General features: G+C 32.3%; 18 protein-coding genes. 7 read left to right on the top strand and 11 right to left on the bottom strand.

All coding sequences use genetic code 11. The features are described from left to right. The first annotated feature begins 80 nt into the window (after positions 1-80). Positions 81-1,184, top strand: a complete 1,104-nt coding sequence (locus AC1Q5Z_RS18095; protein ID WP_286971614.1) for a fatty acid desaturase family protein — start codon at positions 81-83, stop codon at positions 1,182-1,184. A gap of 57 nt (positions 1,185-1,241) precedes the next feature. Here AC1Q5Z_RS18095 and AC1Q5Z_RS18100 read toward each other — a convergent pair whose 3' ends face one another. After that, positions 1,242-1,763, bottom strand: a complete 522-nt coding sequence (locus AC1Q5Z_RS18100) for an Ivy family c-type lysozyme inhibitor (protein WP_492446248.1) — start codon at positions 1,761-1,763, stop codon at positions 1,242-1,244. A gap of 207 nt (positions 1,764-1,970) precedes the next feature. On the opposite strand from AC1Q5Z_RS18100, the gene AC1Q5Z_RS18105 reads away from it, so the two are divergent. After that, on the top strand, positions 1,971-2,618 hold the full coding sequence (locus AC1Q5Z_RS18105) for a M15 family metallopeptidase (protein WP_343589040.1): 648 nt from the start codon (positions 1,971-1,973) through the stop codon (positions 2,616-2,618). On the opposite strand, the gene AC1Q5Z_RS18110 is transcribed toward AC1Q5Z_RS18105, so the two are convergent. The 8 genes from AC1Q5Z_RS18110 to tsaD all read right to left on the bottom strand — a co-directional run bounded on the left by AC1Q5Z_RS18110 (position 2,619) and on the right by tsaD (position 9,770). Continuing rightward, the gene (locus AC1Q5Z_RS18110; protein ID WP_278020984.1) at positions 2,619-3,185 is read right to left on the bottom strand and encodes a hypothetical protein; all 567 of its coding nucleotides are present in this window, start codon (positions 3,183-3,185) and stop codon (positions 2,619-2,621) included. A gap of 4 nt (positions 3,186-3,189) precedes the next feature. After that, the gene (locus tag AC1Q5Z_RS18115; RefSeq protein ID WP_343589038.1) at positions 3,190-4,371 is read right to left on the bottom strand and encodes a THUMP-like domain-containing protein; all 1,182 of its coding nucleotides are present in this window, start codon (positions 4,369-4,371) and stop codon (positions 3,190-3,192) included. Between the two features lie 2 nt (positions 4,372-4,373). Continuing rightward, positions 4,374-5,465: an AI-2E family transporter gene (locus tag AC1Q5Z_RS18120; protein ID WP_198856326.1), complete on the bottom strand. Its 1,092-nt coding sequence runs from the start codon at positions 5,463-5,465 to the stop codon at positions 4,374-4,376. A 107-nt stretch (positions 5,466-5,572) separates the two neighbouring features. Further along, a complete protein-coding gene (locus AC1Q5Z_RS18125) occupies positions 5,573-6,532 on the bottom strand; it encodes a zinc metalloprotease (protein ID WP_198856325.1) in 960 nt (319 codons plus the stop codon). A gap of 287 nt (positions 6,533-6,819) precedes the next feature. Then, positions 6,820-7,317 carry a TrmH family RNA methyltransferase gene (locus tag AC1Q5Z_RS18130; protein WP_492446252.1) on the bottom strand — a complete coding sequence of 166 codons (498 nt, stop codon included), beginning with the start codon at positions 7,315-7,317 and terminating at the stop codon, positions 6,820-6,822. 10 nt (positions 7,318-7,327) lie between these two features. Further along, the gene (locus tag AC1Q5Z_RS18135) at positions 7,328-7,966 is read right to left on the bottom strand and encodes a DUF4159 domain-containing protein (protein ID WP_492446253.1); all 639 of its coding nucleotides are present in this window, start codon (positions 7,964-7,966) and stop codon (positions 7,328-7,330) included. Positions 7,967-8,031: 65 nt separating this feature from the next. Next, on the bottom strand, positions 8,032-8,745 hold the full coding sequence (locus tag AC1Q5Z_RS18140) for a 16S rRNA (uracil(1498)-N(3))-methyltransferase (RefSeq protein WP_343589033.1): 714 nt from the start codon (positions 8,743-8,745) through the stop codon (positions 8,032-8,034). Between the two features lie 2 nt (positions 8,746-8,747). Then, positions 8,748-9,770, bottom strand: coding sequence for a tRNA (adenosine(37)-N6)-threonylcarbamoyltransferase complex transferase subunit TsaD (gene tsaD / locus AC1Q5Z_RS18145; RefSeq protein ID WP_198856321.1), 1,023 nt, complete (start codon positions 9,768-9,770; stop codon positions 8,748-8,750). Between the two features lie 194 nt (positions 9,771-9,964). Between tsaD and AC1Q5Z_RS18150 the strand changes: the two genes are divergently transcribed. The 5 genes from AC1Q5Z_RS18150 (at position 9,965) to AC1Q5Z_RS18170 (ending at position 18,260) form a co-directional block, all read left to right on the top strand. Next, entirely contained in the window at positions 9,965-14,500 is a 4,536-nt protein-coding gene (locus AC1Q5Z_RS18150; RefSeq protein WP_345159666.1) for a translocation/assembly module TamB domain-containing protein, read from the top strand. A gap of 309 nt (positions 14,501-14,809) precedes the next feature. After that, complete coding sequence (gene pfkA / locus AC1Q5Z_RS18155) at positions 14,810-15,796, top strand: 6-phosphofructokinase (RefSeq protein ID WP_198856319.1); 987 nt, start codon at positions 14,810-14,812, stop codon at positions 15,794-15,796. A gap of 93 nt (positions 15,797-15,889) precedes the next feature. Continuing rightward, a complete protein-coding gene (gap, locus tag AC1Q5Z_RS18160; RefSeq protein ID WP_012026555.1) occupies positions 15,890-16,894 on the top strand; it encodes a type I glyceraldehyde-3-phosphate dehydrogenase in 1,005 nt (334 codons plus the stop codon). A gap of 129 nt (positions 16,895-17,023) precedes the next feature. Beyond that, the gene (locus AC1Q5Z_RS18165) at positions 17,024-17,875 is read left to right on the top strand and encodes an N-acetylglucosamine kinase (RefSeq protein ID WP_198856318.1); all 852 of its coding nucleotides are present in this window, start codon (positions 17,024-17,026) and stop codon (positions 17,873-17,875) included. 10 nt (positions 17,876-17,885) lie between these two features. Next, on the top strand, positions 17,886-18,260 hold the full coding sequence (locus AC1Q5Z_RS18170) for a methylglyoxal synthase (RefSeq protein WP_044048067.1): 375 nt from the start codon (positions 17,886-17,888) through the stop codon (positions 18,258-18,260). Here AC1Q5Z_RS18170 and AC1Q5Z_RS18175 read toward each other — a convergent pair. Next, a complete protein-coding gene (locus AC1Q5Z_RS18175) occupies positions 18,241-18,621 on the bottom strand; it encodes a RidA family protein (RefSeq protein ID WP_198856317.1) in 381 nt (126 codons plus the stop codon). The genes AC1Q5Z_RS18170 and AC1Q5Z_RS18175 overlap by 20 nt on opposite strands. Positions 18,622-18,650: 29 nt before the next feature. Next, a complete protein-coding gene (locus tag AC1Q5Z_RS18180; protein WP_492446257.1) occupies positions 18,651-21,353 on the bottom strand; it encodes a putative LPS assembly protein LptD in 2,703 nt (900 codons plus the stop codon). Between the last annotated feature and the right edge of the window lie 3 nt (positions 21,354-21,356).

Consider the following 21,356-nt stretch of genomic DNA (forward strand, 5'->3'; position numbering starts at 1 on the left):
TTCATTTTTAGTTAGGTATATATCAAGTAGTTAAGTTTTTTTTTACTAAATTTGATTAACAATTTCTAGCAGTAACCAATATGGAAAAATTAAAACGACCGGTTTATGTTAAACCAGGAGCGGATGATTTTTTTAAAAAGATGCGTTTAGAAGTGAATGAAACGGTCTTAAAAAACTCGTCCTTGTATGTATTAAATGTTGTGAAGTCATTAGGGCTTCTAGCAGTATTTTTTTTATTCTACGCCTGTATTTTAATGTTCGGGAATCAGACTCCCTTATTGTTTCTTTTTTACATTTTGTCTGGCATTACAATGATCGTTTTATTTATAAATGCATTTCATGATGCTGCACATGGAGCTTTGTTTAAAAAGCCAAAGCATAATGAATGGTTTTTATATGTTTTAGAACTCTTCGGGAGTAATCATTGGCTTTGGATGAGACGTCATATAAGTCTGCATCATGCATACCCAAATGTGCCAGATTGGGATGTTGATATCAAACAGAGCGATATTATTAGAATATTCCCAAACAGTCCGCTCTTTAATTACCATAAGTATCAACACATTTACATGTGGTTTATCTATCCTTTTTATAGCCTAAATTGGCTTTATATTAGAGATTTTAAAGACTTTTTTGGTAAAAAGGATAATTATGTAAAGAAAGTAGTAGATAAAATTCCAAGACAAGAAGTTTACAGGTTGTTTGTGGCTAAAATTATTAATTTAATTTACTTGCTTTTTATTCCAATGATGCTTTTGAGCCAGCCTTGGTATACGGTTCTTTTTGCTTGGCTTTCAATGCATTTATGCGGTAGCGCAATTGGTGTTGTGGCGTTAGTTTCTACTCATGTTGACGAAGATGCTCATTTTCCTCATGCAGATGAAGACGGAAATCTTTCTGATACTTGGGTGATGCATCAGATGATTGTTACCAAAGATTTTAGTACAGAAAGTAAATTGGCTAATTTTTTATACGGCGGATTTACTCATCATGTTGCACACCATCTTTTTCCGGCGGTTGGGCATACATACTATCCATATATTACGCCAATTATAAAACGTTATGCAGCCGAATATAATCTTCCTTATACTTCATATCCGTTTCATCATGCTGTTCGTTCTCATTTTAGAATGTTGAGAGACAAAGGCGTAAAGGAGAACATTCTAATTACAGGAGAAATATAGCTTTCAAGATATTTAATAAAAAAGCGGTTTTTTTAAAACCGCTTTTTTATGCATGTATTATTTTTTAATTTCTGTATTCTCCTTTTTAATATTTAAATCTTTTAAAAAGTTGCCTGTAATCTCAATCTCAAAATTATCTTCTTTAAAAATCGTCAGTTTTGACTCAGAAAATTTGTAGACGTTTATTTTATTGTTTTTAACATCAATATACAAATCATAAGAATAAGTGCTGCAGTCATGCTGTTTGCAACCCCAAGCGTGCAGTACATTATCTTGTTTTTCAAAAGGAGTTTCGGTATTCCAGTTTTTTATCATTGCATCGTAGTCAGCTCCTAAAAGTTTTTTTAATCTTGGCGCTAAACTACTTTTAGTTAAAAATTGAGTCCCAATAACACTTTTATCTACTAAAGCATATAAAGAATCAGTTGGGTTTAAAACAGTGCTATCTGCCTGTAAAGCCTCAGTTTTTATAGAAGTAGAATCTGTTTTAGGAACTTCTTTAATAATTTCTTTTTTGCAGGATAATAAGATTAAACTGCTTACAATGGCAGCTGAAATGTATTTGGCTCTGTAATTCATAATATAACTGATTTTAGAATTAATAATTTATTTTACAAAGTCGTAATAGTCTAATTTTCATAAAGATATTAAAAATATTGTTTCTTTTGACAGTAATTTATGACGGATTTCAGATTCAAAAAAATAAATTTTTAGCTCTAAAGAGAAATCGTAAAAATCGGTTTTTGATATTTTTTGTTTAACTTCATTTTTTTAAATTATCTGACAATGAATCATACATTAAAAATTATAGCTTTTTTTCTTTTAGGAATTAGCACTCTACAAGCGCAAAACGAGGTTTATACTTCTCCTTCAGAAGTTAAAATTTCAGATACTACTTTTGTAAATCTAAGAGATTATAGTAATGATTTTATATACGATATGAAATATGCGACCGAAGATAATTTTCTGAAAACAAAGGTTTACGATTGTGCTGAATGTATGCTTCGTTTAAAGACTGTAAAAGCATTAATTGCAGCCAATAAAGATTTTCAGAAGAAAGGATATAAAATTAAATTGTATGACTGCTACAGGCCTTTAGATATTCAGAAAAAAATGTGGGAGATTGTTTCGAATCCTATTTATGTTGCAGATCCAAAAAAAGGCTCCATCCATAATAGAGGAGGAGCCGTAGATATTTCTTTAGTTGATGTTAAAGGAAAAGAAGTTGATATGGGAACGTCTTTTGATTTTTTCGGAATTATGGCCAGTCATAATTTTAAACAGCTTTCAAAAGATATTCTTTCAAATAGAAAGTATCTAAAAAATACAATGATTAAAAACGGCTTCAATTCTTTTGATTCTGAATGGTGGCATTATAATTTAAAAGCAGGTTTAAAAGATAAAGTGTCCAACCAGAAATGGAAATGCGATTAATTATTCAACGCATCTTATGTTTTCCATAAAATAGGTATTTGGGTGTGTAACCTTTCCAGTCAATTCAGAGGTTAGTTCTCTTTTTACGATATAATCTTCAACATTTGTTAGATATTTAACTCGCATAATTGAGATCGGAGATTTTTTTAGTTCTTCGTAATTGTCTTTCATAAACATAAAAATACCAGTGTTTATGCGGTTGTCAAATCCTTTGTCGTCACGAACTAATGTTCCGCAATTTTCTTGATTGATATGCATCAATGTTACAATTTTTCCGTTTTCTAATTGTAAAAAGATTTTTGAATTTTTATCAAAACAGTTGGCTTTAATAAAATCTTTACTTTTCTGAATAGATTGTAAATTTAAAGTAGGCAATCCGTCTGTTTGGGCTAATGAAAAGAAGATATAATCAAAGTTTCCTCCAAAATATTTCTCACTCATTAAATACTCATTTGTTACTTTATAGCTTCCAATAGAGTCATTTACATTTACGCTGTATTCACATGGTTTTTGGGCAAATGCGGTAATGGTCAATAAAAAAAGGGTTAGTGTAATTAGGTGTTTCATTGTATTAGTTTATTTTGGTGCAAATTAAAACTATTTTGTTATCTTTTACATCAGTTGTAAAAAAACAATACAAATTACCTCCACTTTTTATTTTCCATTTTTTTCTAATGTTTTCTACTGTTTCCTGAAAATTGCGAGTTGTGACATTTGCCTGCTTATTTGCAAGTTCATTTTTCATCTCGCTTTTGTTGTATGAAATGGCTTTTTGAACTTCAAATTTTCTTCCAGGAAAATCAATTAATTCATTAGAAGTATACAAATGAGAATGTTTATGAAGTTTGTCAATTTTAAAAGTAATACTTACTTCATCAAAACCGCCAGATTTCATAATAGCCGCATTTGGTTCGTAGAGATATTTCTTTGGAAAATCAAAAGATGGGAATGAGATTTCTTCGCCTAAAACAAATTCAAAAGTTTCTGTTTTTTCTTTTAAAATATTGGCGGTTTTTAAAGTTATTCTACCAGAATAACTTTTGTGAATCTCAAAAAGGAGTTCTTTAACTTCATTTTCGAGCGCTATAATATGAATGTTCTTGACATTTTTTAATTCTGATAATCCTGCCGAAATATCTAATAATGGCGCAGTTTTAATTAAAATAGAATCTGATTTTTCAAAATAAAAATCAAGCAGTTCAGGAACATTTGGGAGACAATCTTTCAGCATGAAAACTTTGCCTTTGCTGTCGTTCCTCCTTGAAGGATCAATATAAATCCAGTCAAATTTTTGATTCGTTTCTTCCAATAAATGAATAGAATCTCCAGCATGAAAAGTGCAATTTTCAACTTGCAATTTTTTGAAATTTTGCGAAACAATAGCAGATAATTCTTCATTGATTTCGCAATGTGTTATCGATTTAAATTTCTTCGAAAAATAATAATCATCGACACCAAAGCCTCCAGTTAAATCAATTAAAGATTCGCCAGAAATTAAAGAAGCTTTGTAAGCTGCTGTTTTTTCTGAAGAGGTCTGTTCTACAGATATTTTGCTTGGATAAATTATATTTTCAGCAGCAAACCAAGACGGAAGTTTTTCTTTAGCTTTAGTTCGGGCTTCAATTTGGTTTAAAATTAAAATCCAATCCACCTCTGGAAATGGATTTTTCTGCAGTGCCAATTTTGTTATATCTGCACCAGTATTTTGGGTTATAAATTCCTGTATATCTTGATGCAAAATAGAAATATTCAAAACTATATTCTTTCGGTTAATGTGGAGACAATTTTGTTTTCAGGAAAAAATTCTTTTAAAATTACTTTTATCATAGTAAACAAAGGAACGGCAATGATCATTCCGACGATTCCAAATGTAATTCCGCTGATTAAAGTAATTAAGAATATTTCCAGAGGATGCGAATTTACGCTTTTTGAAGAGATTATCGGTTGACTGATATTATTATCAATTGCCTGAACCAATAAAAAGCCAATTACGACATAAATTGTTGTCGGAAGAATTTGCGATTGAAAATCTTGACCTATTAAGCTAATCATGGTTAAAAGTGCAGCTAAAATAGTTCCAATAATTGGCCCTATGTATGGTATAACATTCAGAATAGCACATAAAAAGGCAATTACAAAAGCGTTTTTATTTCCAAAAATCATTAAAACAATTAGATACAAAATAAAAACAACAGTAAGCTGCAGCAAAAGTCCAATAAAATATCGTGTTAGTAAATGATTTATTTTAGTGATAGAATTTAAGATTTTGTCTTCGTTTGTGTCAGGAAGTATTCTGCGGGCTTGAGCTTTAAAAATTTCCTGATCTTTTATAAAGAAAAAGGTGATGAAGAAAACAGAAACCAATCCCATTCCCATATCGGCCATAAAACTTATTATTGAATTGATAAATCCAGTAAAATAGCTAAAATCTAACATAGAGGTTAGTTTAGAATCTTTTATGACTTTATTTAAGTCAACATGCTGAATATTAAAATATTGTTCAATGCTTTGTTCTGTTTGTATAAATTGTGCCTGAAGATGTGCTGTGTCTAGAAGAGATAAATTGTTGGCTTGAGAAATAATTAACGGAACAAACAATAAAATAAAGCCTACAATCAGGAAAATGAACAAGATAATAGTTGTTGTTGCGGCCAATGAATTGCCAAACTTTAGCTTGTTTTTTAAAAATAAAACTAATGGGTTGGCAATTAAACATAAAATTAATGAGATGCATAAATAGACAATTACAGTCTGAATTTCATATAAAAAATAAAGCACAACTGCTATAATTAAGATTACAGCGAGCGCTCGTAAAATTCCATTTGCAATAATTTTTGATGTTATCATTAATTCAAGTTTTAGAGCATAAATATAGGAAAAAGCATTCTAAAATTTAACATCAAACAAAAAAAGCGAGATGGAAACATCTCGCTTTAATTGATTTTTTTATTCTATTATTGCGCAAATGCTGCTCTAGCACCTCCAGTTGTAAAAATAGCCGATATTCTGCTTTTTTGCCCTGCCGAAAACATATACATTGCAGCATCGTCAACATAGTCCATGTAGTTCATTGTCATTTCTACTGGCGTTCCAGAACAAGTGCTGTAATGTGGGTAAGCAGGAACTCCATAGTTTGCATCATTATGAGTAGGAGTATCTGCAACAAGATCGCTTCCGCAAGTTGCGTCTCCCCAAATGTGACGTAAATTCATCCAGTGGCCAACTTCGTGTGTTGCCGTTCTTCCTAAGTTAAATGGAGCGTTTGCAGCGCCAGATAATCCGAAATAGCGAGAATCGATTACCACACCATCAGTAGATGAAGCACCGCCAGGAAATTGTGCATAACCTAAAATTCCACCGCCAATGTTGCAAGACCACATGTTTAATTTTGTAGTTGGAGAAGTAGGAGCAATTCCGCCTTGTGCAGTTTTTTTCATTGCATCATTTGTTCCCCAAGAAGTCTTAGTTGTAGATTTTCTAATAACTTGATCCAAAACAAATGTAATTCCGATGTTTGCTTTAACTCCAGCAAATAATGCAGGCACATTATTATAATCTGAGTTTAAAGCATTAAAATCTTTGTTTAAAACATCGATTTGTGATTGAATTTGTGCGTCCGAAATGTTTTGTGCAGCAGTTCTATAAAGAACATTAACCACAACTGGAATTTCGATTTTTCCATTTACCAAACGCCCTGTAAAATTTGAACCTGCATGTTGTGTAGTAAAAGTTTCAATTTCGTTCATTCTAATAGCTAACGAAGGATCAGCTTTTAATTGAGCTTCTAAAACTTCTTGTGTTGCGCATCCTCTTCTAGAAGCAACAGTTGCATCTGCATTGGCAGAATCAGATTGTTCATTTTGACAAGCAAACAGCATTAATGCTGCAAATGTGGTAATAATAACTTTTTTCATAATAATTTGGGTTTTTGTTATAAAAATGTTGATTAGTTGAATAATGCAGCAATTTTATAACAAAAAAATATTGTAGAAAAATATTACAAAGATTATTTTGTGAGAAATTTTACAAACCCTTACAAATACTGATTCTTACAAAAATTAAACATAAAATATTAATAAGTTATTTCTTTCTTTTTTATTTTTTTAATGCATTACGTCTTGATTATTTGCAGTTTAACGATTTTTTGTATTTGCAAATTTTTGACTTGAGTGAAGAAAAAACGGTTTTTTTAAAGTATGTCTTACAAAGAAGTTATTTCATAAAGTGCAATACTTGCAGCCTGAACCACATTCATACTGCTGTTTTTGCCAAACATATTGATATGCACAATTTGATGAGAAAGTTTTAGAAGTTCCTCAGAAATTCCGTTAATTTCACTTCCAATCAAAAGAGCGATTTTTTTGTCGAAAGGAATCATAACTTCTTTTAAGGGTTTACTACTCGAAGTGATTTCTAAGGCAATAATTTCAAAATTATTATCAAGTAAATAGGATTGAAGTTCACCAAAATCTTCAATAACAGAATGAGCCACATGAAGATGTGTACTGCGTGAAGTTTTATTGATTTTACGTGGTGTCAGCGGAATATCTTTTCCGAAAAATATAATATTTTCAACTCCAAAAGCTTCAGATATTCTGAATAAAGAACCAATATTCTGCTGAAAGTAAATGTGATCGCATATTAAAGTAATAGGAAATGTTTTTCTTTCAAATTGATTTTCTTCGTGAGTTAGCTGCACTTTCTAAAATTTAATTGGTAAAAATATAATTGATAATGTTGGCGCCCATTTTTAGCGCTTTGTCTCTTATGTTTGCAGGATCGTTATGAACTTCAGGATCTTCCCAACCATCACCCAAATCGCATTCGTAAGTATAGAGTAAAACAAGTTTGTTATCAATAAAAATTCCGAATGCCTGCGGACGAGTTCCATCATGTTCGTGAATTTTTGGTAATCCGTTTGGAAAAGGAAATGGTTTCTGAAAAATTGGATGATTTGCTGGAAGTTCAACTAAATTATTATTCGGAAATATTTTTTTGATTTCTTTTCTAATAAATTGATCCATTCCGTAATTGTCATCGATATGCAGAAAACCTCCAGCCGTTAGATAATTTCTTAAATTGGTTACGTCAGCATCGCTAAAAACGACATTTCCGTGACCAGTCATATGAACAAATGGATACGAAAGTAAATCTGGATTGCTTGGTTCTACAGTAGAAGGTTTGCTTTTAATACGGGTATTAATATTAGCATTGCAAAAACTGATTAAATTTGGCAATGATGTCGGATTTGCATACCAATCACCGCCGCCGCTATATTTAAGCAAAGCAATTTCTTGCGAAAAAGAAGAGATTGAAAAAAGTAATAATAAGTAAAATATTTTTTTCATTTGATTTTTTAAATTATAGGGCTTTACCGTACTATTTCTCTTTCGTCGAAATGACAAAATTGTGTTTAATTAGGAACTTCATTAAAGAAAACAACACTATGACAAGCCACAACCGCTGCTGTTTCTGTTCTTAAACGCGTATTTCCTAAAGTTACAGGTTTGTAATTGTTTTCTATTGCCTGTGCAATTTCCTTTTCAGAAAAATCGCCTTCTGGGCCAATTAAAATCGTAACATCTTCATTTGGTTTTAAAACCTCTTTTAGTGACTTTTTATCCGTTTCTTCGCAATGCGCAATTAATTGTAAGCCATTTTGTTTTTGTTTAATGAACTCTTTATAAGAAACAGCTTCATTTAATTTTGGAAGAAATGTTTCGTTGCATTGTTTCATTGCGGATAAAATGATTTTTTCGAAACGATCACGATTAATTACTTTTCGTTCAGAGCGATCACAGAAAATAGGTGTAATTTCTTGAATGCCAATTTCAGTTGCTTTTTCTAAAAACCATTCAAAACGATCATTCATTTTAGTGGGCGCAACAGCCAAATGCAAATGAAATTTTGGCTTTTCGGCATTTTTTATAGAAAGTACTTCAACGGTACATTTATTATCTGAAGCCAGAGTAATCTGAGTTTCAAATAATAATCCAAAACCATTGGTAACATGCAGAATATCTGAATCTTTTTTTCGAAGAACTTTTATAATATGACGGCTTTCTTCTTTATCAAAAGAAAAACTTTCGGTTGTTTCGTCTATATTCGGATTAAAAAATAACTGCATGATTAAAATTCGATTCTTGCTTTTGAAACTACAGCAGAAGTTTCAAAACGATTAGATAAGTATTTTTGGTATCCTACAATTCCAATCATTGCAGCATTATCTGTTGTATATTCAAATTTTGGAATAAAAGTTTTCCAACCGTATTTGCTTTCAGTTTCTTTTAAAGTTGCTCTGATTCCAGAATTTGCCGAAACTCCTCCGCCAATAGCAATTTGAGTAATTCCAGTTTCTTTTACAGCCAATTTTATTTTATCCATCAAAATTTCGATAATGGTGTGCTGAATAGAAGCGCAAATATCATTTAGATTTTCTTCAATAAAATTTGGATTCTGCTGTTTGTTTTTTTGAATGAAATACAAAATGGCTGTTTTCAATCCTGAGAAACTAAAATCTAATCCCGGAACTTTAGGTTTTGTGAAAGGAAAGGCTTTCGGATTTCCTTCTTTCGCATATTTATCAATCAAAGGCCCACCAGGATAAGGAAGTCCAAGAATTTTTGCGCTTTTATCGAATGCTTCACCAACAGCATCATCTGTAGTTTCTCCAATGATTTCCATATCAAAAAAACTATTCACTTTTACAATTTGAGTATGTCCACCACTGATTGTTAAGGCTAAAAATGGAAATTCTGGTTTGTCATAGCCTTCTTCATCAATAAAATGAGCTAGAATATGAGCGTGCATGTGATTTACAGCAATTAGAGGCACGTTTAAGGCTAACGATAATGATTTACTGAAAGAAGTTCCCACCAATAGAGAGCCCATCAATCCTGGCCCTTGCGTAAATGCGATTGCGCTTAGCTGTTCTTTTTGTACATTTGCTTTGCGAAGTGCGGCATCTATCACTGGAACAATATTCTGCTGATGCGCGCGTGAAGCCAATTCTGGAACTACGCCTCCATATTGGTTGTGAATTAATTGATTGGCTACAACATTTGACAATACTTTGTCGTTATGTAAAACCGCGGCAGCAGTATCATCGCATGAACTTTCGATGGCTAGAATAAAAACCTCTGGATTTTGCATATAAAGGCACAAATTTTGAATTATATTTGACAAATCAAATTATTAAATTTCTTTGATTTAAGCAGTGCCCCAAAATTAAAGAATTTTTATCAAAAACAGCCGTTCTTTGTCTGTTCAAAATAAATTTAAAAGAAACTAAAATTAAAGAAGCTATCAAAAAAGTAAAGAAAATAATATCACGAACCCTAATTGGGTTGATTTTACTTTTGTTAGCGCTTGCTATCATACTATCTCTTCCTGTCGTTCAGACTCAGATTGCCAATTACGTTACCAACCGATTAAACGAAGATTACAAGGTTAATATTAATGTCGAAAAAACGGCAATCAACATTTTTGGCGGAGTAAAATTGAAGAAAGTAACGATTTTAGATCATCATAAAAAAACGATGATTTATTCGGATATTATTACTACCGATATTGCGAGTTTCAGCAGACTGTTAGATGGAGATTTGATTTTTGGAGATTTACGTTTGACAGGCTTGATTTTTAATCTGAAAACTTATAAAGGCGAAGACGAGAACAATATCAATAAGTTTATACAAGCTTTTGAAGTTGAAGATACACCTAAGAAAAAATCAACAAAGCATTTTTTGCTGACGGCTAAAAATGGTTATATAGAAAAAGGAAGATTTTCTGTTATTGATGAAAATAAAACGACTCCAAAGTTTCTAGATTTTACAAAATTAAACGCTTATATCAGCGAGTTTAAATTGTATGGGCCAGATGTAAATACAAACATTCACCGATTTTCGTTTATGGATCACCGTGGTTTGTATGTTTCTAATTTTGCAGGGAAATTTAGTTATACCAAAAAACAGATTATAGTCGAAAATCTGGCTATTAAAACCAAAAGATCTTCCATTTACGGTGTGGCAATTCTAAATTACAAGCCTTCAGATTTTCTGGATTTTACAGATAAAGTTCGATTTGATGTGTTGATAGATTCTTCTTCTATTGCAACAAACGATATTCGTCATTTTTACGATGGTTTAGGCAAAAACCAGCATTTTAAGCTAAAAACAAAACTAGACGGTCCGCTTAATAACATGCTTCTAACAAGGTTAAGATTAAGTGATACAAATGGATCAAAAATTAACGGAACAATCAATTTTAGAAATCTTTTAGGCAGTAAAGACCAGAAGTTTTCTATGGATGGAAAATTTGACAAGTTGCTTTCTAGCTATGATGATCTCGTGGTGTTGCTTCCTGAGGTTTTAGGAAAAAGGCTTCCGAAAGAAATGAAAAAAATCGGTAAGTTTAATATTGTTGGAAAAGCAAAAGTTTCGACTACAGCCTTAGAAACAGATTTTAAAATGGCAACCGATCTTGGAAATGGACAAGTCGATCTTCATATGAATAATATGGATTTTATTGATAAAGCTTCCTATTCTGGAAATATCATCTTGACAAACTTTGATGTTGGTGCTGTTTTAAGCCGAAAAGATATTGGCAGAACTACTTTGAATCTAGATGTGGATGGGGTTGGTTTTACTGAAAAATATTTGAATACTGTTATAAAAGGAGACATTTCGAAATTAGATTACAATAAATACACCTATAATAATATAGTAGTAAACGGAAATTTTAAGCTTCCTTATTATAAAGGGCAAATTGCTATTAATGATCCTAACTTGAATTTAAGTTTTGATGGTTTGCTAGATTTGAGCAAAAAAGAAAATCGTTATGATTTTCATATCAATGTCGAAAATTCAGATTTGCGAAAACTTAAATTTGTTGGCGATTCGATTTCTCATTTTAAAGGCGATGTTGTCGTTCAGCTATCTGGAAATTCTATTGAAAATCTGCAAGGTGATATTTTTATTAATGATGCAGAATATCAAAATCCAAAATCGACTTATGTTTTTGATCAAGTAAATCTGAATTCAAGTTTTGATGCTGATCGTTTGAGAACGATTACCATCAGTTCAAATGATGTTGTCGACGGAAAAATTGTGGGTAAATTTAGATTTGATCAATTGAATAAATTGGTCATGAATTCAGTTGGTAGTTTGTATACCAATTATAAACCTTACAAAGTTAAAAAAGGACAGTTTTTAAATTTCAATTTCCGTGTTTATGATAAAGTGGTCGAAATGCTTTATCCAGAAATTAATATAGATTCGTCTACAGTTGTTAGAGGGAAAATAGATTCTGATTTACAAGAGTTTAAATTCCGTTTCAGATCTAAAAAAATCACGGCTGATAAAAATACATTTGATAACATCCGTATTAATATTGACAATAAGAATCCGCTTTATAATGCTTATGTTGAGTTAGACAGTATAAAAACACCTTATTATAAAATACGAGATTTTAATTTGATTAATGTTACCGCAAATGATACTCTTTATGTGCGTTCGGAGTTTAAAGGAGGAAATGAAGGTGAGGATTACTTTAATCTAGATTTGTACCATACCATTGATAAGAATAAAAATAATATTATCGGAATCAAGAAATCTGAAATGAAGTTTAAAGACTATCTGTGGTACTTAAACGAAAATGCTGAAAAAGATAATCAGATTATAGTTGATCAGTACTTTAAAAATTTCTCATTTGATAATATTGTTTTATCTCACGAAAACCAAAAAATTGATCTAAACGGAGTTATAAAAGGCACCGATTATAAAGATTTGGTCCTCACTTTTGAAGATGTTGATATTAATAAAATTACGCCAGTAAATTCCAAATTTGTATTTGATGGTAACTTGAATGGAAATGTGAACTATAAGCAGAATAAAAATGTTTATCAGCCCACGGCATCCATTAAAATTGACCATCTTGTGATGAATAAGACGGAATTGGGTACGCTTAATTTTGATATTTCGGGAGACGAAAATTTTAAGAAATTCACAGTTAATTCATCGATCCAAAATGGCTTTACCGAATCGTTTCGAGCCAACGGAACTTTTGCTATTGAGAATAAAGAAACTATCATGGATATGAGCTTGAAGCTGGAAGGTTTCAATTTGGCTACATTAGGAACTATAGGAGGTGATGTTATCTCTAATGTTAGAGGTTCTGTTTCTGGAAACGCGGCTGTTATTGGAAATTTGAAAAAACCTGAAATCAATGGACGTTTGTATGTTGAGAAAGCAGGAATGACAATTCCGTATCTAAATACGGATTATGAACTCAGTGATCGAACTGTAATTGATTTAACTAACGAAAAATTCTTGTTTAGAAATAATCAGTTGACTGATACTAAATATGGAACAAAAGGTTTATTGAATGGAAGTATCGAGCATAATAATTTTGGTGATTGGAAATTAGATTTAAATGTTACTTCTAAACGATTAGTTGCATTAGATACAAAAGACAGTGAAGATGCTGCATATTTTGGAACGGCCTTTATAAATGGATCTGCTAGTATAAAAGGTCCTGTTGAAGCTCTTTTTATTAAAGTAGATGCAAAATCTGAAAAAGGTACTGAAGTTAAGATTCCAATCAATAACACGCAAAGTGTTGGAGAAAGTAGCTGGATTCATTTTGTAACGCCAAAAGAGAAGTACAATCTAGCTAATGGAATTGTTGAGAAAACAAGAGATTATAACGGGCTTGAGCTAGAATTTGATTTTGATATTACACCAGATGCCGAAGTAGAAGTTATTCTAGATCGAAATTCGGGTCATGGTATGAAAGGAAAAGGATACGGATCGCTTTTGTTTAAAATTAATACATTGGGTAAATTCAATATGTGGGGGGATTTCCAGGCATATGAAGGAACTTATAACTTTAAATATGGCGGACTTATCGATAAAAAGTTTACAGTAAAAAAAGGTGGTTCGATTATTTGGGAAGGAAACCCGATGCGTGCTCAGTTAAATTTGGAAGCAGTTTACAAAACCCAAGCCAATCCGGCAGTACTTTTAGATAATACTTCTTCATTTAATAAAAAAGTTCCTGTAGAGGTCGTTATCGGATTGAGAGGAGATTTGGCGAGTCCAGAACCAAATTTTGATATTCAATTCCCTTCTGTGAGTAACGTTTTAAAATCGGAAATACAATATAAGCTTGATGACAAAGATATTCGCCAGACGCAGGCACTCTATCTGTTGTCGACAGGTTCGTTTATGAGTACTGACGGATTTAGTCAGGGAGATTTCTCTGGAACATTAACAGAAACGGCTTCAAGTTTATTAGGAGGCATTATCAAATCAGATAATGATAAAGTAAATATTGACTTAAACTATATCGCTGCAGATAGAAGGACAGGGCAGGAGGTTGATGGTCAGTTTGTGGCCAATATATCGTCTCAGGTAAATGAACGAATTACGATTAATGGTAAATTGGGAGTTCCTGTTGGTGGTGTAAACGAATCTGCAATTGTTGGAGATATTGAGATTTTATATCGTGTAAATGAAGATGGGACAATGAATCTCCGTTTATTCAATAAGGAAAATGATATTAATTACATAGGACAAGGAATTGGTTATACACAAGGAGTCGGTATTTCTTATGAAGTAGATTTTGATACCTTTAGCGAGCTTGTAAATAAGTTATTTAAAAGCCATAAAATAGAAAAAGCGGTAAAAGGTTCTTCTGCCGATCAAATGCAGGATTCTTATCTAAATCCGGATTACATGAATTTTACAAGTAAAAAAGATTCGGAAAAGAATAAGAAGAAAGCAAAAGAAGATGAGGAGAAAAGAAAGAAAGAAGAAGAAAAGAAGAAAAAAGAACAGCAGGCACCAACTAATAATCAAGGATTGATTCCAGATAACGATTATTAACACTTTGTTAAAAATCGGCATTTATAAAACCATTATTCTCATAATGGTTTTTTTTGTGCTAAATTTAGGCACTCTAATAAAATTTTCCATGTGAGCGGGAAATTCTGATTTTTATAACACTTCATCAGGGTATTGTTAATTTTGACGATTTAATTAAAAAAATAGCGTTTTATTATTTTTAATGAAATTTTTTCCTAGAAAAAACTTATTAACGAAAACGTTTGAATTTAACAGATTTTATTAATTTATGATAATCGTAACCCGAAAAGTGCTGAATGTTTGCTAATTTTACACTTTAATACTTAAATAATGCCAAAAACAATAAAAAAAGTAGGTGTTCTTACCTCAGGAGGAGATTCACCTGGAATGAATGCTGCAATACGATCAGTTGTTCGAACTTGCGCATACCATAATATAGAATGCATCGGAATTTATAGAGGGTATCAAGGAATGATTGAAGGAGACTTCAAGGAGATGGGACCACGTAGCGTAAATAATATTGTAAACAAAGGTGGAACGATCTTGAAATCGGCTCGTTCAGTTGAGTTTAGAACCCCTGAAGGTAGAAAAAAAGCACACGATAACCTTGTTAAGGCAGGTGTTGATGCTTTGGTTGTTATTGGTGGTGATGGTAGTTTTACTGGAGGATTAATTTTTAATTCAGAATTTGATTTCCCAGTTATGGGAATTCCAGGTACAATCGATAATGATATTTATGGTACAAGTTTTACTTTAGGGTATGATACTGCTTTAAATACTGTTGTAGACTGTATTGATAAAATTAGAGACACTGCAAGTTCTCATAACCGTCTTTTCTTTGTAGAGGTTATGGGTAGAGATGCAGGTCATATTGCTCTTAATGCAGGTATTGGTGCAGGAGCAGAAGAAATTCTTATTCCTGAAGAAGATCTAGGTTTAGATCGTCTTTTAGATTCGCTTCAAAAAAGTAAAGCGTCAGGAAAATCATCTAGTATTGTTGTAATTGCTGAAGGAGATAAAATTGGTAAAAACGTATTCGAATTAAAAGATTATGTTGAAGCTAATTTGCCAGAATACGATGTGCGTGTTTCGGTGTTAGGACACATGCAACGTGGTGGTTCTCCATCTTGTTTTGACCGTGTTTTAGCAAGCCGTTTAGGAGTTAAAGCTGTAGAATCTTTAATTGAAGGAAAATCGAACTATATGGTTGGACTTCGTGAAGATAAAGTAATCTTAACACCACTTGAGCAAGCTATTAAAGGTAAATCAGAAATTGATAGAGAATTGTTAAGAGTGTCTGACATCATGTCGACATAACCAATATAAAGTTTAAAAAAGAAAGAGAAGTTTATTGTGAGGAAATTAGACTTTGAATTAGTGTAATAAAAACAAAAGCAAAAATTTAGTAAAATGTCAAAAGTAAAATTAGGAATAAACGGATTTGGACGTATCGGAAGAATCGTTTTTAGAGAGTCTTTCAATAGAGATAATGTAGAAGTTGTTGCAATCAATGACTTGTTAGACGTAGATCACTTAGCTTATTTATTAAAATATGATTCAGTTCACGGTCGTTTCAATGGAACTGTAGAAGTTAAAGAAGGAAAATTATATGTAAACGGAAGAAACATCCGTATCACTGCAGAAAGAAATCCTGCTGATTTAAAATGGAACGAAGTTGATGTAGATGTAGTAGCTGAATGTACTGGTATCTTCACGACTATCGAAACTGCAAGTGAGCACTTAAAAGGTGGTGCTAAGAAAGTTATCATTTCTGCTCCTTCTGCTGATGCTCCAATGTTTGTAATGGGAGTTAACCACGAAACTGCAAAAGCTTCTGATTTAGTTGTTTCTAACGCTTCTTGTACTACAAACTGTTTAGCTCCTTTAGCTAAAGTTATCCACGATAATTTCGAAATCGTTGAAGGTTTAATGACTACTGTTCACGCAACTACTTCAACTCAAATGACAGCTGACGGACCTTCTAGAAAAGACTGGAGAGGTGGACGTGCTGCTGCAATCAACATCATTCCTTCTTCAACAGGTGCTGCAAAAGCGGTTGGAAAAGTTATCCCATCTTTGAATGGAAAATTAACTGGAATGTCTTTCCGTGTTCCTACTGCTGACGTTTCTGTAGTAGATTTAACTGTAAAAGTTGCTAAAGAAACAACTTACGAAGAAATCTTAGCTGTATTGAAAAAAGCTTCAGAAAACGAAATGAAAGGTATCTTAGGATATACTGAAGATGCAGTTGTTTCTCAAGACTTTATTTCAGATAAAAGAACTTCAATCGTTGATGCTGGTGCAGGAATTGGTTTAAACTCAACTTTCTTCAAATTAGTATCTTGGTATGACAATGAGTACGGATACTCAAGCAAATTAATTGATTTATCTGTACATATTGCAGGTTTAAAATAATAATATATATTTTTGCAAAATCCCGTTACTTATAATAACGGGATTTTCTTATTTTGTTACCTCTATAATTAATGTAAAAAATACACTTTTAAATTAAGAATAGAAAACCTAATTCCAAAAACTAAACAAATGAAATTAATAGTTGATAGTGGATCTACTAAAGCCGATTGGATTGCGATAGATGATAATGGAAAAGTATTATTCACAACACAAACTTTAGGATTAAATCCTGAAATTCTAGACGAGCCAGAAATCATTGAAAGATTAAATGACCGTTTTGATATCTTACAAAACAAAAAAAATGCTACACATTTATTCTTTTATGGTGCTGGATGTGGTACTGATAGAATGAAAGAGTGGTTAAAAAGAATTTTCCAAGAGTATTTTTCTAACGCAATTGTAGACGTTCAAGAAGATACTTATGCGGCAGTTTATGCAACAACTCCAAAAGGACAAGAAGCTATAGTTTCGATCTTAGGAACGGGTTCTAATTGCAGTTACTTTGATGGAAAAGTGTTGCATCAAAAAGTACAATCATTAGGTTACATCGTAATGGATGATTGTAGCGGTAACGTTTTTGGAAAAGAATTAATTAGAAAATACTATTTTAATAAAATGCCTAAAGAATTGGCTGTTGAACTTGAAAAAGAGTACGACGTTGATCCAGATTTTATTAAAAACAAATTATATAAAGAGCCAAATCCTAATGCTTATTTAGCTACTTATGCTAAATTCTTAATTAAGCATAAAGATACTGAGTTCTGCAGAAAAATCATTTTCAAAGGAATGAAGTCTTTTGTTAAAAATTACATCAAACAATTCGATAACTGCAAAGAAGTTCCAGTACATTTTGTTGGTTCTATTGCATTTTATTTGAAAGATGAATTGCAAGAGACATTTAATAAATATGAACTTCAATTAGGGAATGTTTTAAGAAGACCTATTGATGGATTAATTGCTTACCATGTCGCTAATCAATAGTTCTGGTTTTATGGAAATTGCCATTATTGCTCATGATGGAAAAAAAGCAGATTTAATTGATTTCTTAATCAAAAATGAAGCTGTTTTGCACAATGAAAAAATAAGGCTTATTGGTACTGGTACTACTGGAGGAAAAGCAGAAGCTGCTGGATTTAAAACTCAGAGAATGCTTTCTGGACCTCTTGGAGGCGATGCGCAAATTGCAGGAAGAGTTGCGGAAGGAATTACGCAGATGGTTTTCTTTTTTAAAGATCCCTTGTCAAGTCATCCGCATGAAGCAGATATTAACATGCTAATTCGCGTTTGCGATGTGCATAATGTGCCGCTGGCAACCAATGAAGCAACGGCACAATTATTATTAGATGCTATTGCACAGCAATTATAGAAATTTCTACATTAACATTTTTTGGTAAACATGCCACTTGAACCGTTTCACGAGCTGGAGCGGTTTTTTCGTTAAAATAAGATCCGTAAACGGTATTTATTGCTCCAAAGTTGTTCATGTCCATAATGAAGATTGTTGACTTTACAACGTTCTCAAAAGTCATATTTGCTGCTTCAAGAATAGCAGCAATGTTTTTCATCACTTGGTCGGTCTCGTCGTTAATATTGTCTGTAATCAATTCTCCTGACTCAGGATTGATTGCAATTTGTCCAGAGGCATAAAGTGTGTTTCCAGACAATACGGCTTGATTATACGGTCCGATTGGAGCCGGAGCTTTCTCGGTAAAAATGATTTTTTTCATAATGAAATTTATTTTGATTCGAAAGTAGTTTATCTGTTAGAAACGCTACGTTTGTTCCATTTGATATCGCTAAGCATACCAGATTTAATTCCGATGAAGAAGTTCCAGTTAGAATTTGTTCCTAATGGTTGCCAGTTAAAGGCCATTCTCCAACTTAATAAATCTCTTTCAAAACGGAATTGTGTAAAGGTAACTCCTTTTTGTACAAAGTCATAACCTGTAGAAACACCGGCTTTCCATTTAGGAGTAAGATCGGTATTGACAGAAATCATAATCGAATTACCAGAAATAGTGCTTTCTCGCTTTACGTTTGAATACGTTAACGAATAGGCAAGTGTCATGTCCCAAGGGACTTTAGAATTGAAGAATTCTGTAATTACATCATCTTTTTCAGGCTCGTTAGCAAACTGGCTGTTACGGCTGTCATTTAAGTCGGTATTTGTACCAAACAAGTCATCGCTTCGTCCTCCGTTCCGCTGACTTTGGGTATTCTTTTCTTTCTCTTTTCCGGTTCCTTTATTAGAGAATGAGTAGTTTACAGTTACGTTTGCACTAGTCATTCTAAATAAACTTCCTCCATTGTCAATATTGAATTTGTCAATTTTGTTACCTCCATTATCAATTGCATATGGGTCTAATGTGGCTCCAAAGTTCATATTCATTTTATTGTCAAAAAACTGTGTTCCACCACTTACCAATACAGGTTGCCAGCCAAAAGTAGATTTGCCATCAGCATTAAAATTGTAACTTGTGCTAAAGTTTAAGTTGTTTAACAACATTATTTTTTTAGGCTCTGTTTTTGTGCTGTCTCGGTCTCTTACTTTGGCTTCAAAAGTATTACTTAAGGCAAAACCAACAATATTAGAGTTGTCTTTTCCAGGCGCTCCAAATAATCCGTTTTCAAATCTTGTATATTCAGAAGTAATTCTTCCAGAAGCATCGACTCCATAAGTGTCGTAGTATCTTTCAAAACTTGGCGTATAAGCATAAGTTATACTTGGACGCATTACGTGTCTAATTGACTGAATTCTTTTGTCGTCTCCGAAGTTAAAAGTTCCGTAGATAGTTGTTCCTAAATTGGTGCTGAAATTATAAGTTCTATAAGAGTCAAAACCGTTTATAGATTTATTAACTGTTTGTCCTGCAGTAGGATCGTACTCTTTTTGGATTGTTTTGTTAACCCATGTTTCTTGATAGGTTGTAGACGCTCCAGCACTAAAATATTTAAAAATCTTAAAGTTTGTACTCAACGGAATAGTCTGTTGTAATCCTAATTGCGTATCGTCAAACATCTGTGGTTTAAAAAACAAAGAATCTTTTGTTTTAAAGTAGTTTTTACCGCTTACATTATATTGTAAGTTGATGTTTTTGATTAATCCCTTCTTTACACCATCTTTTCCAACAAAAGGATAAACACGATCGATACTTCCTTGTAAGGATGGAAGAGTCATAATAATGTCTTCTGTTTGTGTGTTCTGGCTATGTGTTGCAGATAACGAAATACGTGAGCCAGGAATGGTGTTAAAAGTTTTATTATATGAAATAGATGAACTTAATGTGTTATTTAAGTTTGATCCAATATTTGCTTGATTGATCGACTGTTTGAAATACTTACTACTGCCCATGTTGACAGAAGCAGAAAAAGTAGAATTTGGATTTGATTTTGTGTCTTTAGAATGCGACCATTGTATATTATAGATACTTTGTTTTGAATAATCAGGATACCCGCGCTCACTGCTAATTAAATTCTCAAAACGGATATTGACATTTCCTCGGTACTTATATCGAGTAGCATATGCAGATTCAAAACGCATGGCGTAACTTCCGTTGGTGTAATAATCTCCAAGTACAGTTAAGTCGTAATTGTCGCTTAACGCAAAGTAGTAACCTCCATTCTGCAATGAAAATCCACGTGTGTTAGAATCGTTATAACTCGGAATAATAATACCAGAGACGCTTTTTTCTTTGCTTAAAGGGAAAAAACCATAAGGTAATGCAAGTGGTGTAGGAACATCAGCAATTACCATTTGGGTTAAACCGGCAACAATTTTTTTGCCTGGTACAAATTTAATTCTGCTGGTTTTGAAATAATACTCAGGATTATCGATATCTTGAGCAGTTGTAATAATTGCTCCTTTTAAGAAGTATACAGAATCATTCTCTTTTTTGGTAACAGAAGCTTTAATATTTAATTCTCCTTGTTTTGTTCTTGAGTTATAAATTAAAGCTTTTTTAGTTTTAAAATTAAAACGGATCGAATCTGGCTGTACCTCACTTGATCCTTGTTTGAAGTTCGGAAATTGTGTTAGTACTCCTGCAGAATCCTTAATTCTTCCTGCATAAACTTCATCTTTTTCGTAATTAAGAACAATTATACCCGATTTTAATTCGACATCTTTATAGTATAATTCTGCTTCATTATATAAAGTGATCAGCTTTTTTTTCTGATCAATTTTAGCATAGTCTTTTGCTTTGTATCTTACTTTTCCATCCAAAAAAGTCTTTTTTGGTTTAACCGTATCTAGTTTTATGGTATCTGTAATTGCAGGATTTTCTTTATCTGTTTGTTTTACAGCAGGTAAAGGCTTTTTTTTGTTTTTTATTTCTTGCGAGTATAAATTACCACAACCTATAGTTAGGAAAAATGATATTAAAACGATATTAAATAAGTTTGTGTGCAAAGGTTTAAATGCTATTTTTGTAAAATTATGGCTTGTTTTTTGACATGTCAAACT

It is taken from the genome of Flavobacterium sp. GW823-FHT06G12, from assembly GCF_058794775.1.

What these genes read in the sequence shown, in the direction of transcription:
- AC1Q5Z_RS18095 (WP_286971614.1), top strand. Translation starts at nt 81, where the DNA reads ATGGAAAAATTAAAACGACCGGTTTATGTTAAACCAGGAGCGGATGAT.
- AC1Q5Z_RS18100 (WP_492446248.1), bottom strand. Translation starts at nt 1,763, where the DNA reads ATGAATTACAGAGCCAAATACATTTCAGCTGCCATTGTAAGCAGTTTA.
- AC1Q5Z_RS18105 (WP_343589040.1), top strand. Translation starts at nt 1,971, where the DNA reads ATGAATCATACATTAAAAATTATAGCTTTTTTTCTTTTAGGAATTAGC.
- AC1Q5Z_RS18110 (WP_278020984.1), bottom strand. Translation starts at nt 3,185, where the DNA reads ATGAAACACCTAATTACACTAACCCTTTTTTTATTGACCATTACCGCA.
- AC1Q5Z_RS18120 (WP_198856326.1), bottom strand. Translation starts at nt 5,465, where the DNA reads ATGATAACATCAAAAATTATTGCAAATGGAATTTTACGAGCGCTCGCT.
- AC1Q5Z_RS18125 (WP_198856325.1), bottom strand. Translation starts at nt 6,532, where the DNA reads ATGAAAAAAGTTATTATTACCACATTTGCAGCATTAATGCTGTTTGCT.
- AC1Q5Z_RS18135 (WP_492446253.1), bottom strand. Translation starts at nt 7,966, where the DNA reads ATGAAAAAAATATTTTACTTATTATTACTTTTTTCAATCTCTTCTTTT.
- AC1Q5Z_RS18140 (WP_343589033.1), bottom strand. Translation starts at nt 8,745, where the DNA reads ATGCAGTTATTTTTTAATCCGAATATAGACGAAACAACCGAAAGTTTT.
- tsaD (WP_198856321.1), bottom strand. Translation starts at nt 9,770, where the DNA reads ATGCAAAATCCAGAGGTTTTTATTCTAGCCATCGAAAGTTCATGCGAT.
- pfkA (WP_198856319.1), top strand. Translation starts at nt 14,810, where the DNA reads ATGCCAAAAACAATAAAAAAAGTAGGTGTTCTTACCTCAGGAGGAGAT.
- gap (WP_012026555.1), top strand. Translation starts at nt 15,890, where the DNA reads ATGTCAAAAGTAAAATTAGGAATAAACGGATTTGGACGTATCGGAAGA.
- AC1Q5Z_RS18165 (WP_198856318.1), top strand. Translation starts at nt 17,024, where the DNA reads ATGAAATTAATAGTTGATAGTGGATCTACTAAAGCCGATTGGATTGCG.
- AC1Q5Z_RS18170 (WP_044048067.1), top strand. Translation starts at nt 17,886, where the DNA reads ATGGAAATTGCCATTATTGCTCATGATGGAAAAAAAGCAGATTTAATT.
- AC1Q5Z_RS18175 (WP_198856317.1), bottom strand. Translation starts at nt 18,621, where the DNA reads ATGAAAAAAATCATTTTTACCGAGAAAGCTCCGGCTCCAATCGGACCG.